The sequence below is a fragment of the Pseudomonas sp. GXZC genome (assembly GCF_026967615.1).
In the GTDB taxonomy this organism is placed as follows: domain Bacteria; phylum Pseudomonadota; class Gammaproteobacteria; order Pseudomonadales; family Pseudomonadaceae; genus Aquipseudomonas; species Aquipseudomonas azotoformans_A.
On the sequence record NZ_CP114115.1, the window covers coordinates 570635 to 590518 of the forward strand.

Annotated in this window: 24 protein-coding genes; 4 read left to right on the forward strand and 20 right to left on the reverse strand. The window is 62.9% G+C overall.

Features of this window, described 5'->3' with window-relative positions; translation table 11 throughout:
- Positions 1-25 precede the first annotated feature (25 nt).
- Genes OZ428_RS02745 through OZ428_RS02835 form a run of 19 tightly spaced genes read right to left on the reverse strand, consistent with a single transcriptional unit; the run spans position 26 to position 16807 of the window.
- Positions 26-1252, reverse strand: a complete 1227-nt coding sequence (locus OZ428_RS02745) for a beta-ketoacyl-ACP synthase (protein ID WP_033897771.1) — start codon at positions 1250-1252, stop codon at positions 26-28.
- Positions 1252-1980 (reverse strand): 3-oxoacyl-ACP reductase FabG, encoded by a 729-nt coding sequence (fabG, locus tag OZ428_RS02750; protein ID WP_269132624.1) that lies wholly within the window; start codon positions 1978-1980, stop codon positions 1252-1254. Before fabG ends, OZ428_RS02745 begins: the two co-directional genes overlap by 1 nt.
- Positions 1977-2438, reverse strand: a complete 462-nt coding sequence (locus OZ428_RS02755) for a hotdog family protein (RefSeq protein ID WP_269132625.1) — start codon at positions 2436-2438, stop codon at positions 1977-1979. Before OZ428_RS02755 ends, fabG begins: the two co-directional genes overlap by 4 nt.
- A complete protein-coding gene (locus OZ428_RS02760; RefSeq protein WP_269132626.1) occupies positions 2435-3601 on the reverse strand; it encodes a beta-ketoacyl-[acyl-carrier-protein] synthase family protein in 1167 nt (388 codons plus the stop codon). Before OZ428_RS02760 ends, OZ428_RS02755 begins: the two co-directional genes overlap by 4 nt.
- A complete protein-coding gene (locus OZ428_RS02765; RefSeq protein ID WP_269132627.1) occupies positions 3598-4080 on the reverse strand; it encodes a hypothetical protein in 483 nt (160 codons plus the stop codon). The genes OZ428_RS02760 and OZ428_RS02765 overlap by 4 nt, the downstream gene beginning before the upstream one ends.
- Positions 4077-4811, reverse strand: a complete 735-nt coding sequence (locus OZ428_RS02770) for a class I SAM-dependent methyltransferase (protein ID WP_269132628.1) — start codon at positions 4809-4811, stop codon at positions 4077-4079. Before OZ428_RS02770 ends, OZ428_RS02765 begins: the two co-directional genes overlap by 4 nt.
- Positions 4808-6055 (reverse strand): NAD(P)/FAD-dependent oxidoreductase, encoded by a 1248-nt coding sequence (locus OZ428_RS02775; RefSeq protein WP_269132629.1) that lies wholly within the window; start codon positions 6053-6055, stop codon positions 4808-4810. The genes OZ428_RS02770 and OZ428_RS02775 overlap by 4 nt, the downstream gene beginning before the upstream one ends.
- Before the next feature lie 33 nt (positions 6056-6088).
- Positions 6089-8401 carry an MMPL family transporter gene (locus OZ428_RS02780; RefSeq protein ID WP_269132630.1) on the reverse strand — a complete coding sequence of 771 codons (2313 nt, stop codon included), beginning with the start codon at positions 8399-8401 and terminating at the stop codon, positions 6089-6091.
- Complete coding sequence (locus OZ428_RS02785) at positions 8391-8981, reverse strand: outer membrane lipoprotein carrier protein LolA (RefSeq protein ID WP_269132631.1); 591 nt, start codon at positions 8979-8981, stop codon at positions 8391-8393. The genes OZ428_RS02780 and OZ428_RS02785 overlap by 11 nt, the downstream gene beginning before the upstream one ends.
- On the reverse strand, positions 8978-9403 hold the full coding sequence (locus tag OZ428_RS02790) for an acyl-CoA thioesterase (protein WP_061435011.1): 426 nt from the start codon (positions 9401-9403) through the stop codon (positions 8978-8980). Before OZ428_RS02790 ends, OZ428_RS02785 begins: the two co-directional genes overlap by 4 nt.
- Positions 9396-10937: an HAL/PAL/TAL family ammonia-lyase gene (locus OZ428_RS02795; protein ID WP_269132632.1), complete on the reverse strand. Its 1542-nt coding sequence runs from the start codon at positions 10935-10937 to the stop codon at positions 9396-9398. Before OZ428_RS02795 ends, OZ428_RS02790 begins: the two co-directional genes overlap by 8 nt.
- Positions 10921-11856: an LpxL/LpxP family acyltransferase gene (locus OZ428_RS02800; RefSeq protein ID WP_269132633.1), complete on the reverse strand. Its 936-nt coding sequence runs from the start codon at positions 11854-11856 to the stop codon at positions 10921-10923. Before OZ428_RS02800 ends, OZ428_RS02795 begins: the two co-directional genes overlap by 17 nt.
- The gene (locus tag OZ428_RS02805; RefSeq protein WP_269132634.1) at positions 11853-12587 is read right to left on the reverse strand and encodes a glycosyltransferase family 2 protein; all 735 of its coding nucleotides are present in this window, start codon (positions 12585-12587) and stop codon (positions 11853-11855) included. The genes OZ428_RS02800 and OZ428_RS02805 overlap by 4 nt, the downstream gene beginning before the upstream one ends.
- Positions 12580-14250 (reverse strand): acyl-CoA synthetase family protein, encoded by a 1671-nt coding sequence (locus OZ428_RS02810; RefSeq protein ID WP_269132635.1) that lies wholly within the window; start codon positions 14248-14250, stop codon positions 12580-12582. The genes OZ428_RS02805 and OZ428_RS02810 overlap by 8 nt, the downstream gene beginning before the upstream one ends.
- Positions 14247-14792: a hypothetical protein gene (locus OZ428_RS02815; RefSeq protein WP_177074583.1), complete on the reverse strand. Its 546-nt coding sequence runs from the start codon at positions 14790-14792 to the stop codon at positions 14247-14249. Before OZ428_RS02815 ends, OZ428_RS02810 begins: the two co-directional genes overlap by 4 nt.
- The gene (locus OZ428_RS02820) at positions 14789-15043 is read right to left on the reverse strand and encodes an acyl carrier protein (protein ID WP_003187949.1); all 255 of its coding nucleotides are present in this window, start codon (positions 15041-15043) and stop codon (positions 14789-14791) included. The genes OZ428_RS02815 and OZ428_RS02820 overlap by 4 nt, the downstream gene beginning before the upstream one ends.
- Before the next feature lie 9 nt (positions 15044-15052).
- Positions 15053-15322, reverse strand: a complete 270-nt coding sequence (locus OZ428_RS02825; protein ID WP_014716603.1) for a phosphopantetheine-binding protein — start codon at positions 15320-15322, stop codon at positions 15053-15055.
- Positions 15300-16112 carry a lysophospholipid acyltransferase family protein gene (locus tag OZ428_RS02830; protein ID WP_269132637.1) on the reverse strand — a complete coding sequence of 271 codons (813 nt, stop codon included), beginning with the start codon at positions 16110-16112 and terminating at the stop codon, positions 15300-15302. The genes OZ428_RS02825 and OZ428_RS02830 overlap by 23 nt, the downstream gene beginning before the upstream one ends.
- Positions 16088-16807, reverse strand: coding sequence for a beta-ketoacyl synthase chain length factor (locus OZ428_RS02835; protein ID WP_269132638.1), 720 nt, complete (start codon positions 16805-16807; stop codon positions 16088-16090). The genes OZ428_RS02830 and OZ428_RS02835 overlap by 25 nt, the downstream gene beginning before the upstream one ends.
- A gap of 348 nt (positions 16808-17155) precedes the next feature.
- Here OZ428_RS02835 and OZ428_RS02840 point away from each other — a divergent pair, with 348 nt between their 5' ends.
- Both OZ428_RS02840 and OZ428_RS02845 read left to right on the forward strand, forming a co-directional pair.
- The gene (locus tag OZ428_RS02840) at positions 17156-17926 is read left to right on the forward strand and encodes a ParA family protein (RefSeq protein ID WP_071497136.1); all 771 of its coding nucleotides are present in this window, start codon (positions 17156-17158) and stop codon (positions 17924-17926) included.
- A 352-nt stretch (positions 17927-18278) separates the two neighbouring features.
- Positions 18279-18506: a DUF6124 family protein gene (locus OZ428_RS02845; protein ID WP_038846472.1), complete on the forward strand. Its 228-nt coding sequence runs from the start codon at positions 18279-18281 to the stop codon at positions 18504-18506.
- On the opposite strand, the gene trxC is transcribed toward OZ428_RS02845, so the two are convergent.
- Positions 18494-18928, reverse strand: a complete 435-nt coding sequence (gene trxC / locus OZ428_RS02850) for a thioredoxin TrxC (RefSeq protein WP_269132640.1) — start codon at positions 18926-18928, stop codon at positions 18494-18496. The genes OZ428_RS02845 and trxC overlap by 13 nt on opposite strands.
- A gap of 237 nt (positions 18929-19165) precedes the next feature.
- Between trxC and OZ428_RS02855 the strand changes: the two genes are divergently transcribed.
- Both OZ428_RS02855 and OZ428_RS02860 read left to right on the forward strand, forming a co-directional pair.
- The gene (locus OZ428_RS02855; protein ID WP_269132641.1) at positions 19166-19465 is read left to right on the forward strand and encodes a type II toxin-antitoxin system HigB family toxin; all 300 of its coding nucleotides are present in this window, start codon (positions 19166-19168) and stop codon (positions 19463-19465) included.
- On the forward strand, positions 19462-19863 hold the full coding sequence (locus tag OZ428_RS02860; RefSeq protein WP_016979222.1) for a helix-turn-helix domain-containing protein: 402 nt from the start codon (positions 19462-19464) through the stop codon (positions 19861-19863). Before OZ428_RS02855 ends, OZ428_RS02860 begins: the two co-directional genes overlap by 4 nt.
- Positions 19864-19884: the final 21 nt, after the last annotated feature.

Genomic DNA, 19884 nt, shown 5'->3' on the forward strand with positions numbered 1-19884 from the left:
CCGTATTCTCCAATCGATTTAAAAGTCAGGACCAGCGGCGGAAGATCAGCGAGGTGTTGACGCCGCCAAAGGCAAAGTTGTTGTTCATCACGTAGTCGTGGTGCATCTCGCGGAACTCACCTTGCAGGTAATCCAGCTCGCCGCATTGCGGGTCGACGGAGTCCAGGTTGAAGGTGTGCACGTACTGGTTGCGGTTCATCATCTCGATGCTGAACCACGACTCCAGCGCGCCGCACGCGCCCAAGGTGTGACCGAGGAAACTCTTCTGCGAGCTGATAGGCATGCGGCTGCCGAACAGGCTGCTGGTCGCCAGCGTTTCGGCGATATCGCCTTGGTCGGTGGCGGTGCCATGCCCGTTCACGTAGCCGATAGCGGAGGGCTCCAGTCCGGCATCTTCCAGGGCCAGTTCCATGGCGCGGCGCATGGTTTTCTGTTCCGGGCGGGTGGTGTGCTGGCCGTCGGCATTGCTGCCAAAACCGACCAGCTCGGCGTGGATATGCGCACCACGGGCCAACGCGTGTTCCAGTTCTTCAAGCACCAGCATGCCGCCGCCTTCGCCGATCACCAGGCCGTCGCGGCCGCTGTCGTAGGGGCGTGGGCTGGTCTGCGGCGCGTCGTTTTTCAGGCTGGTGGCGTAGAGCGCGTCAAACACCATGGCTTCGGTGGGGCACAACTCCTCGGCGCCACCGGCGAGCATCAGCGGCAGACGGCCGAACTTGATCGCCTCATAGGCATAACCAATGCCCTGGCTGCCGCTGGTGCAAGCGCTTGATGTAGGGATCAGCCGCCCGGTCAGGCCAAAGAAGATGCTGATATTCGCCGCCGTAGTGTGCGGCATCATGCGCACATAGGAGTTGGCATTCAGCCCCTCGGCCACCGAGTTCAGCAGCATGTTGCCGAACGCCTTGATCTCGTCAGTGCTGCCGGTAGACGAGCCGCAGGCCACGCCCATGCGCCCGTCCTTGATCGACTCGTCGCCCAGCAAGCCCGCGTCCTGCAACGCCTGCTCGGCCGCCCACACTGCCAGGCGCGAGACCCGGCCCATGCTGCGCAGTTGCTTGCGCGTCCAGTGCGCGGGCACGACAAAATCGTCGATCGGCCCGGCCAGGCGCGTGTTCAGTTCGGTAAAACGGTCCCACTCGTCCATGCGCCGGATGCCGCTGCGGTTGGCGCGGAAGTTGGCGGAAATGGTCGCCCAATCGCCGCCCAGGGAAGTCATGCCGGCCATGCCGGTCACTACGACGCGTTTCATCAGCACAGGCCTCCATTCACGGCCAAGACCTGGCGCGTGATGTAACCGGCTTCGGCCGACATCAGGAAGTTCACCGCACCGGCCACCTCTTCCGGCGTGCCCATGCGCTGCGCCGGGATCATCTTCATCAGTTCTTCCACCGGCACGTTTTCATCCAGCATGGCGGTGTCGATCAAGCCGGGGGCGACGCAGTTGACGGTGATCTTGCGCTTGCCCAGCTCAATGGCCAGGGCCTTGGCTGCGCCAATCAGGCCGGCTTTGGAGGCGCTGTAGTTGACTTGGCCGCGGTTGCCGATCAGTCCGGAAACCGAGGTGATGCACACGATGCGCCCAGCCGCGCGACGACGAATCATCGGCATCATCACCGGGTGCAGCACGTTGTAGAAACCGTCGAGGTTGGTGCGCATCACCACGTCCCAATCGTCTTCCGACAGGGCCGGGAAGGCGCCGTCACGGGTCAGGCCGGCGTTGAGCACCACGCCGTAATAAGCGCCGTGTTGCTCGACGTCAGCGTCGAGGATTTCCTTGCACGCAGCCCGATCCGCGACATCGAATTGCAGCACCCGCGCCTTGCGGCCTAGGGCTTCAACCTCGACCTGCACCGCATCGGCGTCGCTACGGCCGCTGCGACAATGCAGCACGATGTCATGCCCGGCCTGGGCCAGGCGCAGGGCGATGGCGCGGCCGATGCCACGGCTGGAGCCGGTGACCAGTACGGATTCAGTCATGGCGTTACGTCCTTCGATTCATCTAAATAGTTGGCCGCCTGGGGCGGTCGAAATACATTCAAGCGGGCGCTGGCCTGGATCCCGTCGCCGATCAGGTGGCATTCGAACACACCCATGCCGTTGTCGTCTTCCAGGGAGCGCAGCCCGTGGATCGCCAGCTCGGCGCCCGCCGGGAAGTGCTCCACGTTGCACTCGAACTTACGTGTGCCGAGCAGGAAGCCCAGTTCCACCGCTTCGCCTTTCTGGCGCGCGCGGCAACCGGCGTAGGCGGCGACGCTTTGTGCCATCAGCTCGATGCCGACCCAGGCCGGCAGGCTGCCGTCCGGGCGGTTGAACAGGCCGCCGGGTTTGACCGTGGCGCGGGTGTGGATCTGCTCTTCATCGAACGACAGCACCTGGTCGATCAGGATCATGTCGCCCGCATGGGGCAGCAGTTCAGCGAGTGGCCAAGCAATCATGGGGCCTCTCCGATAATCAGGCTGACGTTGTTGCCGCCGAAGGCAAATGAATTGCTCATCAGGCAGCGCTTTCCCAGGGCTTCCGAGGCCTGCGCCCACTGCAAGGCGGGCAGGGCCGGGTCGGCCTGGCCGTCCCACACGTGGGGCGGCACGCGATTGTGAGCCAGGCTCAACCAACAGAACGCCGCTTCCAGCGCCCCGGCTGCGCCCAGGGTGTGACCGCTCATGGGTTTGGTCGATGAGCAGGCCACGCCGTGCGGGAACAGGCTGGCGACAGCCAGGCTTTCCATGGCGTCGTTATGTTGGGTGGCGGTGCCGTGCAGGTTCAGGTAGCCGATCTGCTCAGGCTGCAATCGGGCGCTGGCCAAGGCCTTGCGCATCGATTGCAATGCGCCTTTGCCGGTGGGCTCGGGCGCGGAGATATGGTGAGCGTCGCAACTGGCGCCGCTGCCCAGCAAGGCAATCGGCGCGGGTTGCTTGCTCATCACAAACAGCACGGCCGCTTCGCCGATGTTGATGCCGTTGCGGTTCACCGAGAACGGATTGCAGCGCTCGTTCGACACCGCTTCCAATGAGCTGAAACCGTTGAGGGTCAGCTTGCACAGGCTGTCGACGCCGCCGCAGATCACCGCATCGCACACACCCAGGTCCAGCAGGCGCTGGGCACTCATCAAGGCGCGGGCGCTGGAGGTGCAGGCGGTGGAGATCACATAGGCCGGGCCGCTCAGTTGCAGCCAGTCGGCGAGGAAATTCGCCGGGGCGCTGAGTTCCTGCTGCTGGTAGTCGTAGTCACCGGGGAACTGGTGTTCCCGCAGAAAATGCGCGATGCCCCGACTGGCTTCGTCGATGCCCGAGGTGCTGGTGCCGAGCACCACGCCCACTCGCGATGCGCCGTAGGTGTGGATCGCCTGGCGGATATCGCTTTCAATCTGCAACGCCGCTTCCAGCAGCAACTGGTTATTGCGGCTGCTTTGCTGGCCCAGTTCGGCGGGGATGGTCGCCAACTCGCCGTGCACACCGGCCACCGGCAACACGCGTTCCGGCACCCAGCCGCTTTCGGCGCGCATGCCGGAGCAGTCGCCGGCAAACAGGCTGCGGCTGACTTCATCCTGGCCACGGCCGAGGGCGCAGATCACGCCCAGGGCGTTGAGGTAGGCGCTCATCGGGCGGCCCCGAGCGGCGTGATGCGATAGCTCAACGGCTGGCCGGTCATGTTCACGCTGAAGACCTCGGACGACTGATACACGATCTGCCAATGCCCCGGCAGGGTGCGCGTCAGGTCCATGGCCTGGGCGCTGGGGTAGAGCGCGCGCACGTCGTCCGCCGACGTCAGGGCAAACAGCAGCGCGGCAAACAGCTCGCGCGCCTGGGGATTAGGCGGCAGCAAACCGTCGGCCTGCCACTCGCCATCGATCAGTTTTTGTCGGGCCTGGGGGATGCCCAGCGGGTCCATCATCGACCAGCGAATACCGCCGCTTTCGCGCTGGATCACCAGCAGCCAGTCCTGGCTCTGCCCGTCGGCCAGGCGCTGCACATGCAATTGCAGCGGCAAGGCCAGGGTTGGGGGTTTCTCCGGCAGCGGCGGTTGGCTGGCGCAGGCGCTCAGCAGCAACAGGCAACCGATCAACAGCATGCGCATCATGGGGCGGCACTCGTCAGCGGTTTGCGTGCCACGCAGTTGACCAATGTTTCCTCGCGCTGGCCCACCGGTGGCGCCTTGCGCAGGCCCCAGCGTTCCAGCAGGCCGAAATCGCTGGAGCGGCTCCACCACAAGTACGGGTACGAGACGTTCTGCGGGCCAAATTCAAAGCCCTGCTCACGGAGCATCTCCAGGTACTCTTCGGCGCTTTTCTGCACATGCATCGGGTGGCGGAACAGCCAGCGGATCACCCACGTGTCGATATAGGCTTCGGTGGATTCGGCAAACAGCAGATAACCGCCCGGCTTGAGCACACGGTAGAACTCCTTGAGCGCGCGGTGTTGCTCGACCAGATGGTGGAAGGTCTGGTGGCAGAACAGGATATCGACGCTGGCGTCCGGCACTTGCAAGGTGGCGCAGTCGCTGCCGATCAGTTCGATGGCCAAGCCTTGGCGCTGGGCTTCTGCACGGCTCAGCTCCAGGCTGTGCGGGTCGGCATCCAGGCCGATCAGGCGCTCGGGGGCGAACACCTGCTGCAAGTACTGGAACGACTTGCCCTGGCCGCAACCGGCGTCCAGCAGCACTGGCGCCTCTGGCAAAGGGTCGGTAAACAGGCTGCGCAGGTCGTTGATCGCCACGCGCAGCACATGGTGCTGCCAGGTGTGGCTGCGCAGGAACCAGAAGCCGAATTTGGTTTCTTCGACGTAGTTTTTACTCAGGTACTGGCTAGTCATACCGGCTCACTCGCACAAATCTCCGACAGCATCCGCAACCGCCGCTTGGGCTCGCTGACAAACGGGTTGCGCTCATCCCACGCGTAGCCGGCGAGGATCGAGCAAATCATCCGGCGAATCTCTGGCGAGCTGTCCGGGTGATAGATCACATCCTGGAACGTCCCGGCATACCAGCCCTCGACGTAACAGCGGAAGGTGTCCACGCCGCGTTTCAAGGGCACGGCGAACTCGCTTTCCCAGTCGACGGTTTCGCCCTTGAGCTGACGGTGCAACACAGCGGCTGCCATGCTCGCCGAACGCATGGCGATGGTCACCCCGGAAGAAAACACCGGGTCGAGGAATTCCGCCGCATTGCCCAGCAAGGCAAAACCCGGCCCGTGCAGGGTTTTGACGTTGGCCGCGTAGCCGCCGAGGGTACGCGCCGGTGTATCCCACACGGCGTTTTGCAGCACGCCGGCAAGGCTTGGGGTTTCATTGATAAAGCCGCGCAGGCAGGCGTCGAGGTCGCCATCACGACCGTCGAAATGCTCCTTGGCCGCGACCACGCCCACCGAGCAACGCCCGTTACTGAACGGAATGGACCAGAACCAGATATCACGCTGGGTGGGATGGGTGGTCACCAGAATCTTGCTGCGATCAAAACCTGGATGTTCGATGCGGTCTTCGACGTGGGTGAACACGGCCTGGCGTACGGGGAAGTCGGACGGCAGATCCAGGTCCAGCAGGCGCGGCAGCACGCGGCCATAGCCGCTGGCGTCGAGCACAAACTTGGCCTTGAGGTGGTACTCGGTGCCGTTCTCGCGGCGTACGTGCAGGTAACGGGATTCGCCCTGGAAGTCCACGCCGACGATGGTTTCGCCGTAGCGGATCTCTACGCCTTGCAGCGCGGCTTGATCGGCCAGCAACTTGTCGAACTCGCCGCGCTGCACCTGGAAGGTGGTCGGCTTGCCGTTGCTGAAGGTGTCACTGAAATCAAATGCACTGTAACGCTCGCCCCAGGCGAACGCGGCGCCCGTTTTCACCTGGAACCCAGCGGCCTGTACGGCGTCGAGCATCCCGGCTTCTTCGATGAAGTCGATGCAGTGGGACAGCAGGCTTTCGCCAATCGAGAACCGTGGGAAATGCTGGCGCTCGATGATCAATACCTCATGCCCTTTGCGCTTTAACAGCGCGGCGGCGATGGCCCCGGACGGACCGGCACCGATCACCACCACCTGGCGACGTTCCATTTCAACTGTGGGCACGAGGGCTCCTTGCCACATTGGCGATAATCACATTCATAAGGCGTGTTTCTGTTGCCCGGCCCAGGGTGCCAGCATAAAGCTGAATGCCAGGCCCAGGCTGACCGATAAGCCGAAATTGCTCACCGCCGGTGTACTGGACACCGCCAGCAGCCCAAACGACAACCAAGTCGTCACCGCTGCCAACAAGGTCCCCAAGAGACTGACCGCAGGACCGCCGATTTGCTCGCGCATCAGGATCGCGTAGTCGACGCTGATGGCCGTGACCAACAGCAGGCCGAACAGGCTGAACAGCGTCAGCGGCTGGCCGAGCCAACCGAGGCTGGCGAGGCTGCACAGGGCTGCCAGCAGCGGCAAGGCGACGATGCGCAAGGCCCCGCCGAAGCCGAACGGCAGGATCAGCAGCAACACGATCAGCACGCAAGACATCAACTTCAATTCAGCGGCGCTGATCTGCGTGTCGGCGAACACCCGGTTCAAGTCACCCAATCGGTCGACCAATTGCACGCCCGGCAAGTCCAGCGCCTGCACACGCAGCAAGGCGGGGTTGTTCAAGCCTTGCAGGCTGACCATGGCCGCCACGCCGCCCTCGACCTTGCCGAGCCACAGCGTGCGCCAAGGTTCGGCCATCGGGCCGGCCAGCGCGGCGTCGATGTCTTGGGTGGGCAGCGCTTGCAGGTGCGCGACTTCGGCTTGCAGGGCGCTGGCGGGCACGCCGAGGTCCAGCAGCGGCTGCCAGTGTTGTGGCAGGTTGTTCAGCGCATCACGCAGTTGCTGTTGCTCGGCGGGCTGGCTGACCAGTTGATTGAGTGCCAGGTAGCCCTGGAGCTTGTCCATGTTCACCAATTGATCCAGGCGCTGCGCCAACGCGCTCTGACGCTCCAGCAACTGTTGCTGGTTGTCCGCCCGCACCAGGAAGAACTGGCTGGTGGGTTGGAACCCGGTAATCCGCGCCACGGCCTGCGCTTCTTGCAGCAATTGCGGCGGCGCGCCGATCCATTGGCGGATATCGTTTTTGCTGTTCAGGTGCCACAGGCCACCGGCGCAAAACAGCAGCACCAGCGCCAATAGGACCGGGCTCGGCACGCGTTTGAGCAGCGACTCACGCACCAACCACAGGCATTCGGCGACACGCAGCGGCCATTGCGCCGGGCGCAGTTCGACGCCCTTGAGCAGCGCCGGCAGCAGGCACACGGCGGACAGGTAGGCACCGACCAGGCCGGCGGCTGAGAAGATGGCGATTTGCGTCAAGGCCGGGAACGGCGTCCAGGCCAGCGCCAGGTAGCCGATGCAACTGGTCGCCAGGCTCAGGCTCAACCCCGGCAAGGTGATGCGAAGCGCCGGCCAACTGCGCCACGGGTTCATGCTCCAGCTTTTCGACAGGTAATGCAGCGGGTAATCCACCGCCACGCCGATCAGGCTGGAGCCCAGCACCAGCGTCATCACATGCATATGGCCGAACAGCGCCACGCAGGCCACCGCGCCAAACAGCATGCCCACCAGCACCGGCACAAAGGCCAGCAACACCCGCCAGCGGCGGAAGGCGAGCAACAGCAACAACAGGATGCCGACGGTTGCACCGCCACCGACCCAAGTAATTTCCCGCGTGGCTTGCTGCTGACCATTGGCGGCGTAGAGCAAGCCGCTGGCGGCGAGTAATTGCGCGCCGTGTTCGCTGGCTTGCTCGCGACTGGCCTGGAGCAAATCCGCCACTTGCAGCGGCAGTTTCATGTCGAAGGCATTGCCGGTGGTGCGCGCACGCAGCAGCACCCAGCTCTTGCCGTCGGCATCGGCGATCAACGCGCCGCTGCCGATATCCAGCTGCACCGAGCCGTGCTGCGGCTGGCTGTTCTGGATGCGCCCGGTAAGGCCCAGCCAGTCGTCCTGGCTCGGCACCAGGCTGAACCCGGTGAAGGGATCGAACAGCGCTTGCACGCGCTGTTGGATAAACGCGTCAGGCTGTTCGATCAACTGCTCGCGGTCCTTGGCCGAGAGCATCGCCAGGCGCCCGCGCAGCAATTGCTCGCGCAGCGCCGGCAGGTCGGCTTGCAGGTTCCACTGCACTTTTTCAAACAGCCCGCTGGCCTGCCAGCGTTCGCCCAATTGTTGCGCGACGGCCACGGCTTGCTGGCGATCGGCGTGGCCCACCAGCACCAGCATCTCGCGGTTCAACGGTTCCTGCATGCGCTGTTCGGCTTGCAGCTCCAGGGCGTCCGGCGTGTTGCCCGGCACCAGTTCCATCAGGTTGGCCGACAACGGTGCGCCATGGCGCCATTGCCAGCCGGCCAGGGCCAGCACGGCCACCAGCAGGATCAGGAACAGGCGCGGCAGCCAGCGCTCACTGGGCAAAGTCGTGTTGCTCCGCTTCGCTCAGGGGTTGGCCGGCGGTGCTGTCCTGCATGCGCAAAACAGTGCTGTCGCCTTGGGTTTCCAACAGTTCGATGGTCTGCACCAAGTCGCCGCCGTCGATGTTGATCTGGGTGAAAACCTGCTTGAGCAACAGTGAACGCGGGATCAGCGTGAGCTTCCACTGCTTCGCTTCGCCTTGCAGATGCAATTCGAAGTCACGCTGCAAGCCGCTGCTGTCGCCCTGGAGCACGGCTAGGAACAGGCGATTCTGCTCGGCGCCGGCGCTCTTGTTCGGCAGCAGTTGCCAGCCATTGGCGTCACGGCGGGCGATGCCCTGGGCGCTGATGCGGTAGTCCTGTTGCAATGGGGTTTTCAGCAGCCACAGCAGGCCGTGGTCTTTCGCCAGCACAAAGGTGCCTTTGCTGACCAAGGGCTGGGGCAGGGCGCGCAGGTGTTTTTCCTGGGTGAAGCTGCCGTGGATCACGCTGGGTTTGGCCAACTGCTCGCTGAGCTGTTGCAGATCGAAGGCGTGGGCATGCAGCGACAGCAGCAGTGCACCCAGAAAGGTGATCCATTTCATGACAGGGCCTTTTCGACGGCTTCGGTGAATACTTTGGGTGAGGCCAACTGCATCTCGCGACTGGCGATTTCCACCGCCACTTGCACGGTGCTGGCGCGGGTCAGACGCTCGCCACTGTCTCGGTCTGTGATCAGGTAATTGACCTTCAAACGGTTCTCCCACTCCACCAGGCTGGCGCGCACGTTGAGGGTCTGGCCGAACACCGCGCCGCGCACGTAGCGCAGCTGCATGTCGATCACCGGCCAGGCGTAGCCGGATTCGAGCATCGCGGTGTAGTTGTGACCGATCTTGTCCAGCAACGCGCAGCGCGCGACCTCCAGGTACTTCACGTAATGCCCGTGCCACACCACGTTCATGGTGTCGACGTCAAAAAACGGCACGAGGATTTCAGTGTCGCAATGCAGCACGCCCTGGCTACGCATGCAGCCTCCAGTGTTGCTCGGCAATGCGTTGCAGGCACAGGCGCAGTTCGCCTTCGAGGGCGCGGTCTTCGATGACAGGTGGGAAGTCCTTGGCCAGTTCTTCGTGCATTGCTGCCAATGCGGGTGGCAACGGTCGCGCATCTTCGGCCTGGGCGCGCAGCCACACGCCTTGGTTGGCGGCGAGCAGCGTGGCAGCGGCGACCTGCTCGGTCAGCTCCAGTACACGGATCGCATCGCGGGCGGCGATGGTGCCCATGCTCACTTTGTCCTGGTTGTGGCACTCGGTGGAGCGCGAGAACACGCTGGCCGGCATGGTGTTTTTCAAGGCTTCGGCGGTCCAGGCGCTGGTGCCGATCTGCACGGCCTTGAAGCCGTGGTTGATCATGGCGCGGTCGGCTGGCGCGCCGGACAGGTTGCTCGGCAGGCCGTGGTTGTAGCGCACGTCCACCAGCAACGCGAGCTGGCGGTCGAGCAGGTCAGCGACGTTGGCCACCAGGGTCTTGAGGCTGTCCATGGCGAAGGCGATGTGCCCGCCGTAGAAATGCCCACCGTGCAGCACGCGTTCTTCCTCGGCGTCGATGATCGGGTTGTCGTTGGCGCTGTTCAGCTCGATCTCGATGAACGAGCGCAGCCAGTTCAGGCTGTCGGCCAACACGCCAAGGACGTGGGGCGCGCAGCGCAGCGAGTAACGATCCTGCAGGCGATGCAACGGCGCGGTCGGCGCGTCGATGGCCAGGTCCTTGCGCAGCCAGGCGGCGACTTGCATCTGCCCAGGGTGCGGCTTGGCGGCGAACAGTCGCTCGTCGAAGTGTTCCGGGTTGCCTTGCAGCGCCACCACGTTCAGCGCGGTGATGCGCGTGGCCAGTTGCAGCAGGTAGTCGGCGCGGGCGAAAGCCAGGCAGGCCAGGCCGGTCATCACGGCGGTGCCATTCATCAGCGCCAGGGCCTCCTTGGGGCGCAGCACCAGCGGTTCCCAACCCAGCTCGCGGTGCACGTCGGCGGCTTGGCGGCGTTCGCCACGGAACATCACTTCGCGTTCGCCGGACAGGGTTGCGGCCACGTAGGACAGCGGCGTCAAGTCACCGCTGGCGCCCACCGAGCCTTCTTCCGGGATCAGCGGCAGCACGTCGTGTTCCAGGAACGCCTGCAGGCGTTCTAGTAACTCCACGCGCACCCCGGACATGCCGTGACAGAGCGACTGCAATCGCGCCGCCAGCACGGCGCGGGTGGCCTGGGCGTCGAGCAACTTGCCCAAGCCGCAACCGTGGAAGGTGTACAGATGACGCGGCAGCGCTTCGACGTGCTGCAACGGCACCGCCACTACGCACGAGTCGCCGTAGCCGGTGGTCACGCCGTAGATCACGCCTTCCTTGTCCAGCAGCGAGTCGAGGAACTGCGCGCCCTTGGCAATGCGCTGGCGATACGCTGCGTCGCCCTGCAATTGGGTCGGCGCCTGACGGTTGGCCAGGGCCAACACGTCTTCGATGCGCAAAGCGCGTTCGCCAAAGGTTACCGGCTCAAGATGCGTCGTCATCGGTCTTCCAGAAAGGGTAAAAGTTGAACCATTGTTGGGGCGCTTCCAGGCAGAACTGGCCCAGCCGTGCGGCGTAGCGCGCGGTCCACAGGGCTATGACCTGCTCGCGGGTGTTGCGTTTCCATTCGATCAATTCAGCGAAAGGCTCAATGCTCAGGTGGTAGCGGCCTTTGTGTTTGAGGCACATCAGCAGGTTAACCGGGCACTTGAGCAGGCCGGCCAGCAGCCACGGGCCTTGGGGGAAGGCGGCGTCATGGCCGAGGAAATCCACGCGCACCGTGCGCCCGCCGTGCAGCGGCACGCGGTCGCCGGCAATGGCCAGCCATTCGCCGTCGTCCAGGCGCTGGCTGAGCAGCAGCATGGTGGCCGGGTCCAGCTCGCTGACCTGGATCAGGCGCAAATGGGTCGCCCCGGCTTCACCCAGCAGGCGGTTGAATTGCTCGGCGTGCTTGGTGTGCACCAGCACATTCATGGTGACCTGCTCGCCTATTTCGGCGAGGGCGCGGCACACTTCCAGGTTGCCCAGGTGCGCGCCCACCAGCATCTGCCCGCGCTCGCCACGCAGTTGCCCGCGCAATTGCGCCGGGTCGTTGATCTCGATCTGCTCCAGGCGCAGCTTGCCGTTCCACACGTCGAGTTTGTCGAGCAGCGAGTCGGCAAACGCCATGAACTGGCCGAAGACTTTCCAGTGGCTGGGGCGCAGTTCATCGCGCCCGCTCCAGTCGGCCAGGCGCTGCTGGTACTGCCAGGCGCTGCGGCGCGCGGTGCGGCCGAACAGGAAGAAGTACAACACGATGCCGTACAGCACCGGGCTCAACAGGCGGCGGCCAAGGACCTTGGCGGCGAAAGCGGTGAGTTTCATCAGCCAATAGCTGCCGCGTTCCTCGCGGTCGGCCCAGTGTTTGCCGCTGTCGCTCATGCCTGCCACCGTCGCCACAGGATCATCGGCGCGCGCACCAACATGCCGAAGAACAACCGGGTGTGCATGGCCGAGATGCGTACGTTGTCGCGGAACAGCCGGAAGTGCGACAGGCCGTCAGCCGGGTAGTGCACCTGGGTCGGCAACCAGCGCATCGGCTGGTTGCGCCAGGCCAGGCGCACCAGGATGTCGGAGTCGAAATCCATGCGTGTTCCGATGTAGGCCGAGTCCATCAGCGCCAGCACCGGGGGCAGCGGGTATACGCGAAAGCCGCACATCGAGTCGCGGATCTGCAGCGACAGCGTGTTGATCCACACCCACACGTGGGTCAGGTAGCGCGCGTACAGGCGGCCTTTGGGCACGCTGTCGTCGTATTCGGGGTAGCCGCAGATAATGGCGTCGGGGTGTCGGCGCGAGGTGTCGAGGAAGGTCTCGACTTCGCGCAGATCGTGCTGGCCGTCGGCGTCGACTTGCAAGGCGTGGCTGAAGCCCAGGCGTGCGGCCTCGCGGAAACCGGCCATGACGGCGCCGCCCTTGCCCTGGTTGGTGGGCAGGGTCAGCAGGGTGACGTTTTCCAAGGTGGCCAGTTGCGCCAGCACGGCGGCGCAGGCCGGGCTGCTGCCATCGTCCACCAGCAGGCAGGGCAGGCCACTGTTCAACAGACTCCGGACCACGGCGGGTACGGCGGCTTCGTGGTTGTAGACCGGGATCAGGGCGCAGGGGTTATGCATGCGCGGCCTCCAGCAAAATCCGGCCGCTGGAGCAGGCCGCGACGCCGTTGCGGTAGGCGAAGTACAACTTGCCGCGCTCCCGGTCGAAGCGCAGATGCAGCTCTATTGCATCGCCGGGGCGGACCAATTGCTGGAACTTGAGCACTTCCATCCCGGCAAACGTTGCCGGTAAATCGAGCAGTTGCTGGCCCAGGTTGAACGCCCATTCCACCTGCACCACGCCCGGCAATACTGGCGTGACCGGAAAGTGCCCGCTGAAATAGGCCAGGTCTGGCGGGACGCTCAGTTGCAAGGTCCATTCGCCATTGGCTTCGACCTGCTCCAGTACTTCCGGGGCTTTCGGTCGTGGTGCCAACAAGAGCGCTTCGACCTGCGCCTGGGGCAGTTTGCCTTGGCTGTTCAGCGGCAACTGTCTCAGTAAACGCCAGCGACGCGGCAACGCCAGGGCTTCGCAATGTTGGCTCAAGTGCTGGCGCAGGGTTTGGGTGAGCGTGCGTCGGCCCTGATTGCGCAAGGCATGCAGGGCTTGAGCACTCAGCACCACCAGCGCGCCAAGGGACGCGCGGTTTTCCTGCACCACACCCAGACGCGTTTCCGCGACCCACGGGTGGGTCATCAATGCGTGTTCGAGCATGGGCAGGGAGATGCGTTTTTCTTCCAGCTTGACGATGCGATCCAGGCGCCCGAGCAACTCGAAACGGCCATCGGCATGGATGCGCGCAGCGTCGGCGGTTTGTTCGATATGCCCTTCAGGCAAATAGGGTGAGGCGATGCGCAAGGCGCCGTCGGCGTCCTGGCTCAGGTGCACGTCGGCAAACGGTTGCCAAGGCTGCGCACCCTGGCGCCAGGCGATGCCGCCGGTTTCCGAACTGCCGAGGATTTCCGTGGGCCACTGTTGCAAACGGTCGTACAGGCTGCCGGCGGCTTCCACCGGCAATGCGCCGCCAGAGGAAAACACCCGTGACACCTGGCTCAGCGCCGGCCAGTCGAGGTTGTCGCCCATGCGTTTGAGCAACGCCGGGCTGGCGACCCAGGCGAACCGGGCATGCTCGCGGCTGGCGCGCTGCAAGTCTTCTGGGAAGGCCAGTTGCTTGCGCACGAAAGTGCGGCCGGCGCACAGCGGCCACAACACACGAAATAGCAAACCGTAGATATGCTGGGTGGCGACGCTGCCGATGATGCAGGCGTCCTTAAGGTCCGGTCCCCACAGCGTTTCCAGGGCTTCGACCTCGTTGGCCAGCTGGCGCAGGGTCTTGTCGATGCGCTTGGGCTCGCCGCTGGACCCGGAGGTGCACAGGCTCAGTTGGCAGGCGTCCAGGTCCAGTGCTGCGGCAGTCAGTGGCGCCTGGTACAGCGCGTCCAGGTCTGTGGCTTCGGTCAACCAGGCATCGACGGCCTCGTCCCAGCGTTGGCGGGTCTGAGGTTGCAGGTCGGCGGGCAGCAACACGCTGACCCCGGCGCGCCAGGCGCCCAGCAGGGCAATCGCCAGCAGGCCGGCGTCTTCCAGGTACACGGCCAGGCGTTGGATACCGCGCGCTTGCAGGCCTGCGGCCAGGCTCAGGGACTGTTCCCGAAGTTGGGCATGATTCATTGCAGGTTCGGTGGTGACCGGACGCTGTTCCAGCGGCTCAAGCAGCAAGTGCTCAAGTTTCAACCCATTCATACGCGGCCTCGAACCCTTTGTCGTACCAGCCATTCCACGGCAAACAACAACCCCATCAGCCCGTAGGCGATCAGGCCGTTGTACAACGTCCACCAGCTCAGCGGCGCCCACAGGGTGAGGGCGGCGGCGAGCAGGCCATTACACAGAAAAAACACGCTCCACACCACGGTGACCTGGCGGGTATACACAATGGCATGCGGGGGCAGCACCGGATCGGTCATGCGCGCCAGGCGCTCGACCATCGGCGGGCCGTATTTGAGGCTCAAGCCAAACAACGCCAGCATGAACCCGCTGACCAGGCTCGGGTACCAGCGCAGCAAGTGCGGGTTGTCGAACCAGGCCAGTAGCAGGCAGAAAACGATTACCGCCACTGCCATCCAGCGGCTGCCGGGGCGTCGCGCACCGGTCAGAGCGCGCAGCAGCCACAAACTGCCGAGCAGCAGGCCGAATTGCCACGGGGCGAAGTGTTCGGTGCCGTAATACACCGCAAAGGGGTACAGCAGCCCCGCCAACAACAGGCCAAGGCCGATCAGCCGGCTCATGCGGCAGGCTGGACCAGACGGTACACCGCCTCAACCACGTCGTTGACGGTGCGCACGGCCTTGAATTCTTCGGCGGCGATCTTCTTGCCAGTCTGGCGCTTGATGTGGTCGATCAAGTCGACGGCGTCGATGCTGTCGATTTCCAGGTCCTGGTACAGGTTGGCGTCAAGGGTGACGCGTTCCGGCGGCAGTTCAAACAGTTCCACCAAGGCGTCGCGCAAGGTGTTGAAAATATCGTCACGAGTTTGCATGGTCCGGTCTCAAGCTGCCTGTCTGGCCGTGACGAACGCCGCAAGGCTGGCCACGTTGGTGAAGTGATTGCGGGTGTCCTTGGCGTCGGCATCGATCTTGATACCGTACTTTTTCTGGATCGCCAGGCCCAATTCCAGGGCGTCTACCGAATCCAGGCCGAGGCCTTCGCCGAACAGGGTCTGCTCGCTGCCGATGTCGTCGACGCTGATGTCTTCCAGGCCCAGGGCCTCGATGATCAGCGTCTTTATGTCGTGCTCAAGGCGGTGTTGGTCGCTCATCTTCGGCGAGCTCCTTAATAAAATAGTGGTGCAGGTAATCGTTGAGCTTGCGTGAGGCCTGGGGCGCGGGCCCCCTTGATGCGAACGCCTGTGGTTCTATATCGGCACCCACCCGCAAACTGAAGTGCACGCGGCATTTTGGGATGCGATACCAGGGTTCGGCCTTGGTCAGCGTGGTGGGGCTGACCTTGATCACCACGGGGGTGATGATTGTCGCACCGCGCAGCGCAATGGCGGCGCCGCCGCGATGAAAGGCAGGCGCCGCGCCGGGTGTGGTGCGGGTGCCTTCGGGAAAGATGATCAGGGTCTGGCCACCACGCAGGGCATCCGCCGCCGCATCGAGCATTTCGGCACTGCCGTCGTTGCTGATATAGCCCGCGTCGCGCACCGGCCCACGGGTGAAGGGGTTCTGCCACAGGCTCTGCTTGACCACGCAGTTGGCCTGGCGCACCAGGCCGATCAGGAACACCACGTCGATCAACGATGGGTGGTTGGCGATGATCATCTGGCCTGGGCGGCCGAGGTTTTCCGCGCCTTCGACGCTGTAGGTGAGCACGCCTGCGCGCTGCATCAGGCGAATGAAGAACCAGAACAGCCAACTGATGGTGTGGCGGGCGCGGCTGCGGTGTTTTACAGCGTCCCCTGGCAGGCAACTGAGCAGCGGGAACACCAGCAAACGCAGGCACAGCCCACCGAAGCCGAACAGCGCGAAGCTGGCGGCGGTGGCGAACAGGCGCCAGTAGTAGGCGTCCCGGGGTTTTTCGTTCAGGGCTTGCGTTGCCAGTTCCATACACGGTTCTTCCAGGCATGTTGGCAGGCGACCTGTTCGGTGAGCAGGGTGCGCAGCAGGTTCAGGGCGTGGGGCCACTGGGTTTGAGTGAGTTGGACAGTGCCGCTGTTCAGTTCCAGCTGCCACTCGTCGCCCGGCGTCAGCAGCAGGCCAAGGGCGTAGGGGAACGGCACGTCCACAATCCAGCTGGCGTAGGCCTCGGGCGGCTGTTCTTCGGTGATCACCAGCAATACGGCCGGGGCACCTTCGTTGAGCAGGGCGGCGGCTTCGAGCATGCCGTGTTCCAGGCCATCACCCGCGGCGGCGAGGGCGGTCATTTCGCTGGTTTCATTGCGCAGGATCGACCACAGGCCAATCACCGCGTTGTGCACCGACAGGCTGAACTGGGTCGGCGACAGCGGCTGGTCGTTGGCCAGGTCACTGAGGATGTCGAGGGTGCGCGGGGTCTCGCCATGCCGGGAGACAAACACCAGCGGCAGGTCCTGCAAACCCTCGGCCAGTGGCCAACCCACGCTGAACGCCATGCGCGCCAGGCGACTCAGACGGCGGCGCTGCATGGCCGGCAGGAACGACACATCAGGGCAGGCATCGCTGGCAGGCAGCAACACCGGGGCTTGGCACCAGGCGCGCCAGTCGTCCACGCTATCGAGCCCTGGAGCCCAGGCGCGCCATTGGGCGATGTTGAAGTTGATCACTGAGAAGTTATCCCGCCCCTGCGGGCTTCCATGTGCGGCTTTTGGCCCCGAATACCGGGACAGGGAGCAATAGCCGAATGGCGCGCATTATCCCGGTGCCGTGGGGTTCTAGCAAACTTTGGTAAAGATTTGTGCACGGTTGATTACAAAATAGTGGAAAGGATTTACAGATTGTCCTTTACCAGGGGACTGATTGGATTGTCGGACCGTTCTTTTTAATCTGTCGGCTGCGTATGACAGGCAGGTCGCCGATCGGCCGTGATGCAGCAGTGCATGGATGAACGAGGTAGCTAACAGGCGCTTTTGCCCTCTACACTCGGACATTCATTGATACACGGAGGTTTTTCCATGCGGCGTGTGGTGTTCAATCAAAAAGGCGGGGTTGGCAAGTCCAGCATTGCCTGCAACCTGGCGGCAGTCAGCGCCAGCGAAGGTTATCGAACCCTGTTGGTGGACCTCGATGCACAAGCCAACTCAACCCAGTACCTCACGGGGCTGACCGGCGACGATATCCCTATGGGTATCGCGGATTTTTTCAAGCAAACCCTGTCTTCCGGGCCGTTTTCCAAGAAGAACAAGGTGGATATCTACGAAACCCCGTTCGACAACCTGCACGTCATCACTGCGACCGCAGAGTTGGCCGACCTGCAGCCCAAGCTTGAGGCCAAGCACAAGATCAACAAGCTGCGAAAGCTGCTGGATGAATTGAGCGAGGATTACGACCGGATCTACCTGGATACTCCACCAGCTCTGAATTTTTATGCGGTTTCGGCGCTGATTGCTGCTGATCGCGTGCTGATCCCCTTCGATTGCGACAGCTTCTCGCGCCAGGCGCTGTATGGCCTGCTGGCGGAAATCGAAGAATTGAAGGAAGACCACAACGAAGGCCTCGAAGTGGAAGGCATCGTGGTCAACCAATTCCAGGCCCGCGCGAGTTTGCCGCAGCAGATGCTTGATGAATTGATTGCCGAGGGGTTGCCGGTATTGCCCGTTTACTTGGCCAGTTCCGTGCGTATGCGTGAGTCGCACCAGGAGAGCAAGCCGCTGATCCACCTGGACCCACGGCATAAGCTGACGCAGCAGTTTGTGGAGTTGCATAACCTGCTGGAAAACGCGTGATTGATGTCGATCCTTCTTACAGGGGGTGTAGGAAGGGTCTGGCTATAGGGGTTAAGCCTTGTAACGTGGCCTACAGGTACTCCAGAATCCGCTGGCTTGTGCGTCTGGATGGGCTTCTCTTAAGGTTCTCGGGCCACTGAATTCTCAGTGGTCGGGTTTAGTAGCCCAACCGACCAAAGCATTTACACCGCCCTAAAAGCATGGCGTTTTATCGCCTATCTGATGGTGGCTGTGCGCAGGGCACTTTCGGGTGCGCCGGTCTTTGCTTTGTTCTCCGGTCTACTAACCTGCGTACAGCTGCCGCCCTTCGTTTAGTAGCGAAAAGGTGGCCGCCCTATCAGAGAACAAATGCATGTCTATTAATCTTTTCAATGTGGCACCCAACCTCCCCACCGAAACCCTAGTCCTCAACAGCTACGAAACCTTTTCCTCCGTCCGCACCCTGTTGCTCAACCTGTCCAACGACCTCACCGGCGAACACCGCGACGTGGCACTGGCGATCCACCAATTGAGCGAACTGGGCGTGCTGCTGGTCGGCCAGATGATGGACCGTGAAGCCCCGGTGGCTCACACCCCCTGACTGCGCAACCAGCTCATCAACTGGGGCAACGGAAACGCCCCACTCTGGCGCGCCACTTCGCGGCCGTTCTTGAACAGAATCAAGCTGGGAATCGAGCGAATCCCCCACTGCGCCGACAACTGCTGATTGGCTTCGCTGTCCAGCTTGGCCAACCGGCACTTGCCCGCCAACTGCCCAGCCGCCTGTTCGAACACCGGTGCAAACGATTTACACGGCCCACACCAGTCGGCCCACACATCCACCAGCAACGGCAAATCGCCTTTGACCTGGCTGGCGTAGTCGCCTTGCTTCAGCTCAAACGGTTTGTTCAGTAAAACCGGCTGCTTGCAGCGCCCGCATTTGGGCGCATCGCCCAGGCGTTCGCCGGGGATGCGGTTGAGGCCGTTGCAGTGGGGGCAGGGAATGACAAGAGGTTCGGACATGGTGGAGCTCCAACAAAAGCAGTCAGTGAAGCTCAATGTGGAGTCGGGCGCAGGTGTTATCAAGTTCTGAAGCGGCGTTGCATATGCTCACAGATTTTTGCGCGTCGATTGCGCGCGCCTATCTAGGCTGTGAAAGCGTGCTCGACAAAGCACCACCGGTCCGATCGGCTCTATAGCAAATTGCGATAGTCAGTGTTCGGGTATAACCTTCATAGCAAGATGCGATAGGGATGTTGCATGCGAGTGATCAGTGCGAAGCAAATACGAAATGCCAAGGAAAAATGGCCTCACTCAGCCAGTGCTCTGGATGAGTGGCATCGGAAGGTCAAAGTCATCAGCCCTGAAGATTTTGCGACGTTGAGAGCCGTTTTCCCGGCTGTGGATAAAGTTGGGGCGCTGCATGTGTTCAATATCGGAGGCAACAAGCTCCGCCTTGTTGCCATCGTGCGCTATCGAATGCAGCGCCTCTATATCCGGCATATTTTGAACCATCGTGAATACGACAAGGGTAAATGGAAGGAGTCATGGGAAAAATGAGTGTATTGATCGAGCAAGTCGCCGAGCATTGGCAGTTCGTGTCCCCCTTGTTGCGTAAGCCGAAAACCGAGGCTGATTACGATCTGTTGGTCGAGGCGCTCGACGAATTGCTGGATATCGTGGGGGACGATGAAACCCATCCGCTGATGGGGCTGGTCGATATCATCGGTGACTGGGTTGAGGCCTACGACTTAGAGCATTGGCCAATACCTGAGGCGAGCGGTGTCGATGTGTTGCGGTCAATGATGCAGGAGCATGGCTTGACGCAAAGTGACCTGCCTGGGGTCGGCGCTCAGTCGGTTGTTTCAGAAATCCTGAGTGGAAAACGCCAGCTGAACGTTCGGCAGATTCGTTGGCTGGCGGAGTTCTTCAAGGTCCCTGTGGATATGTTCATCTGATCACGATCAAGGCGGTGGGCG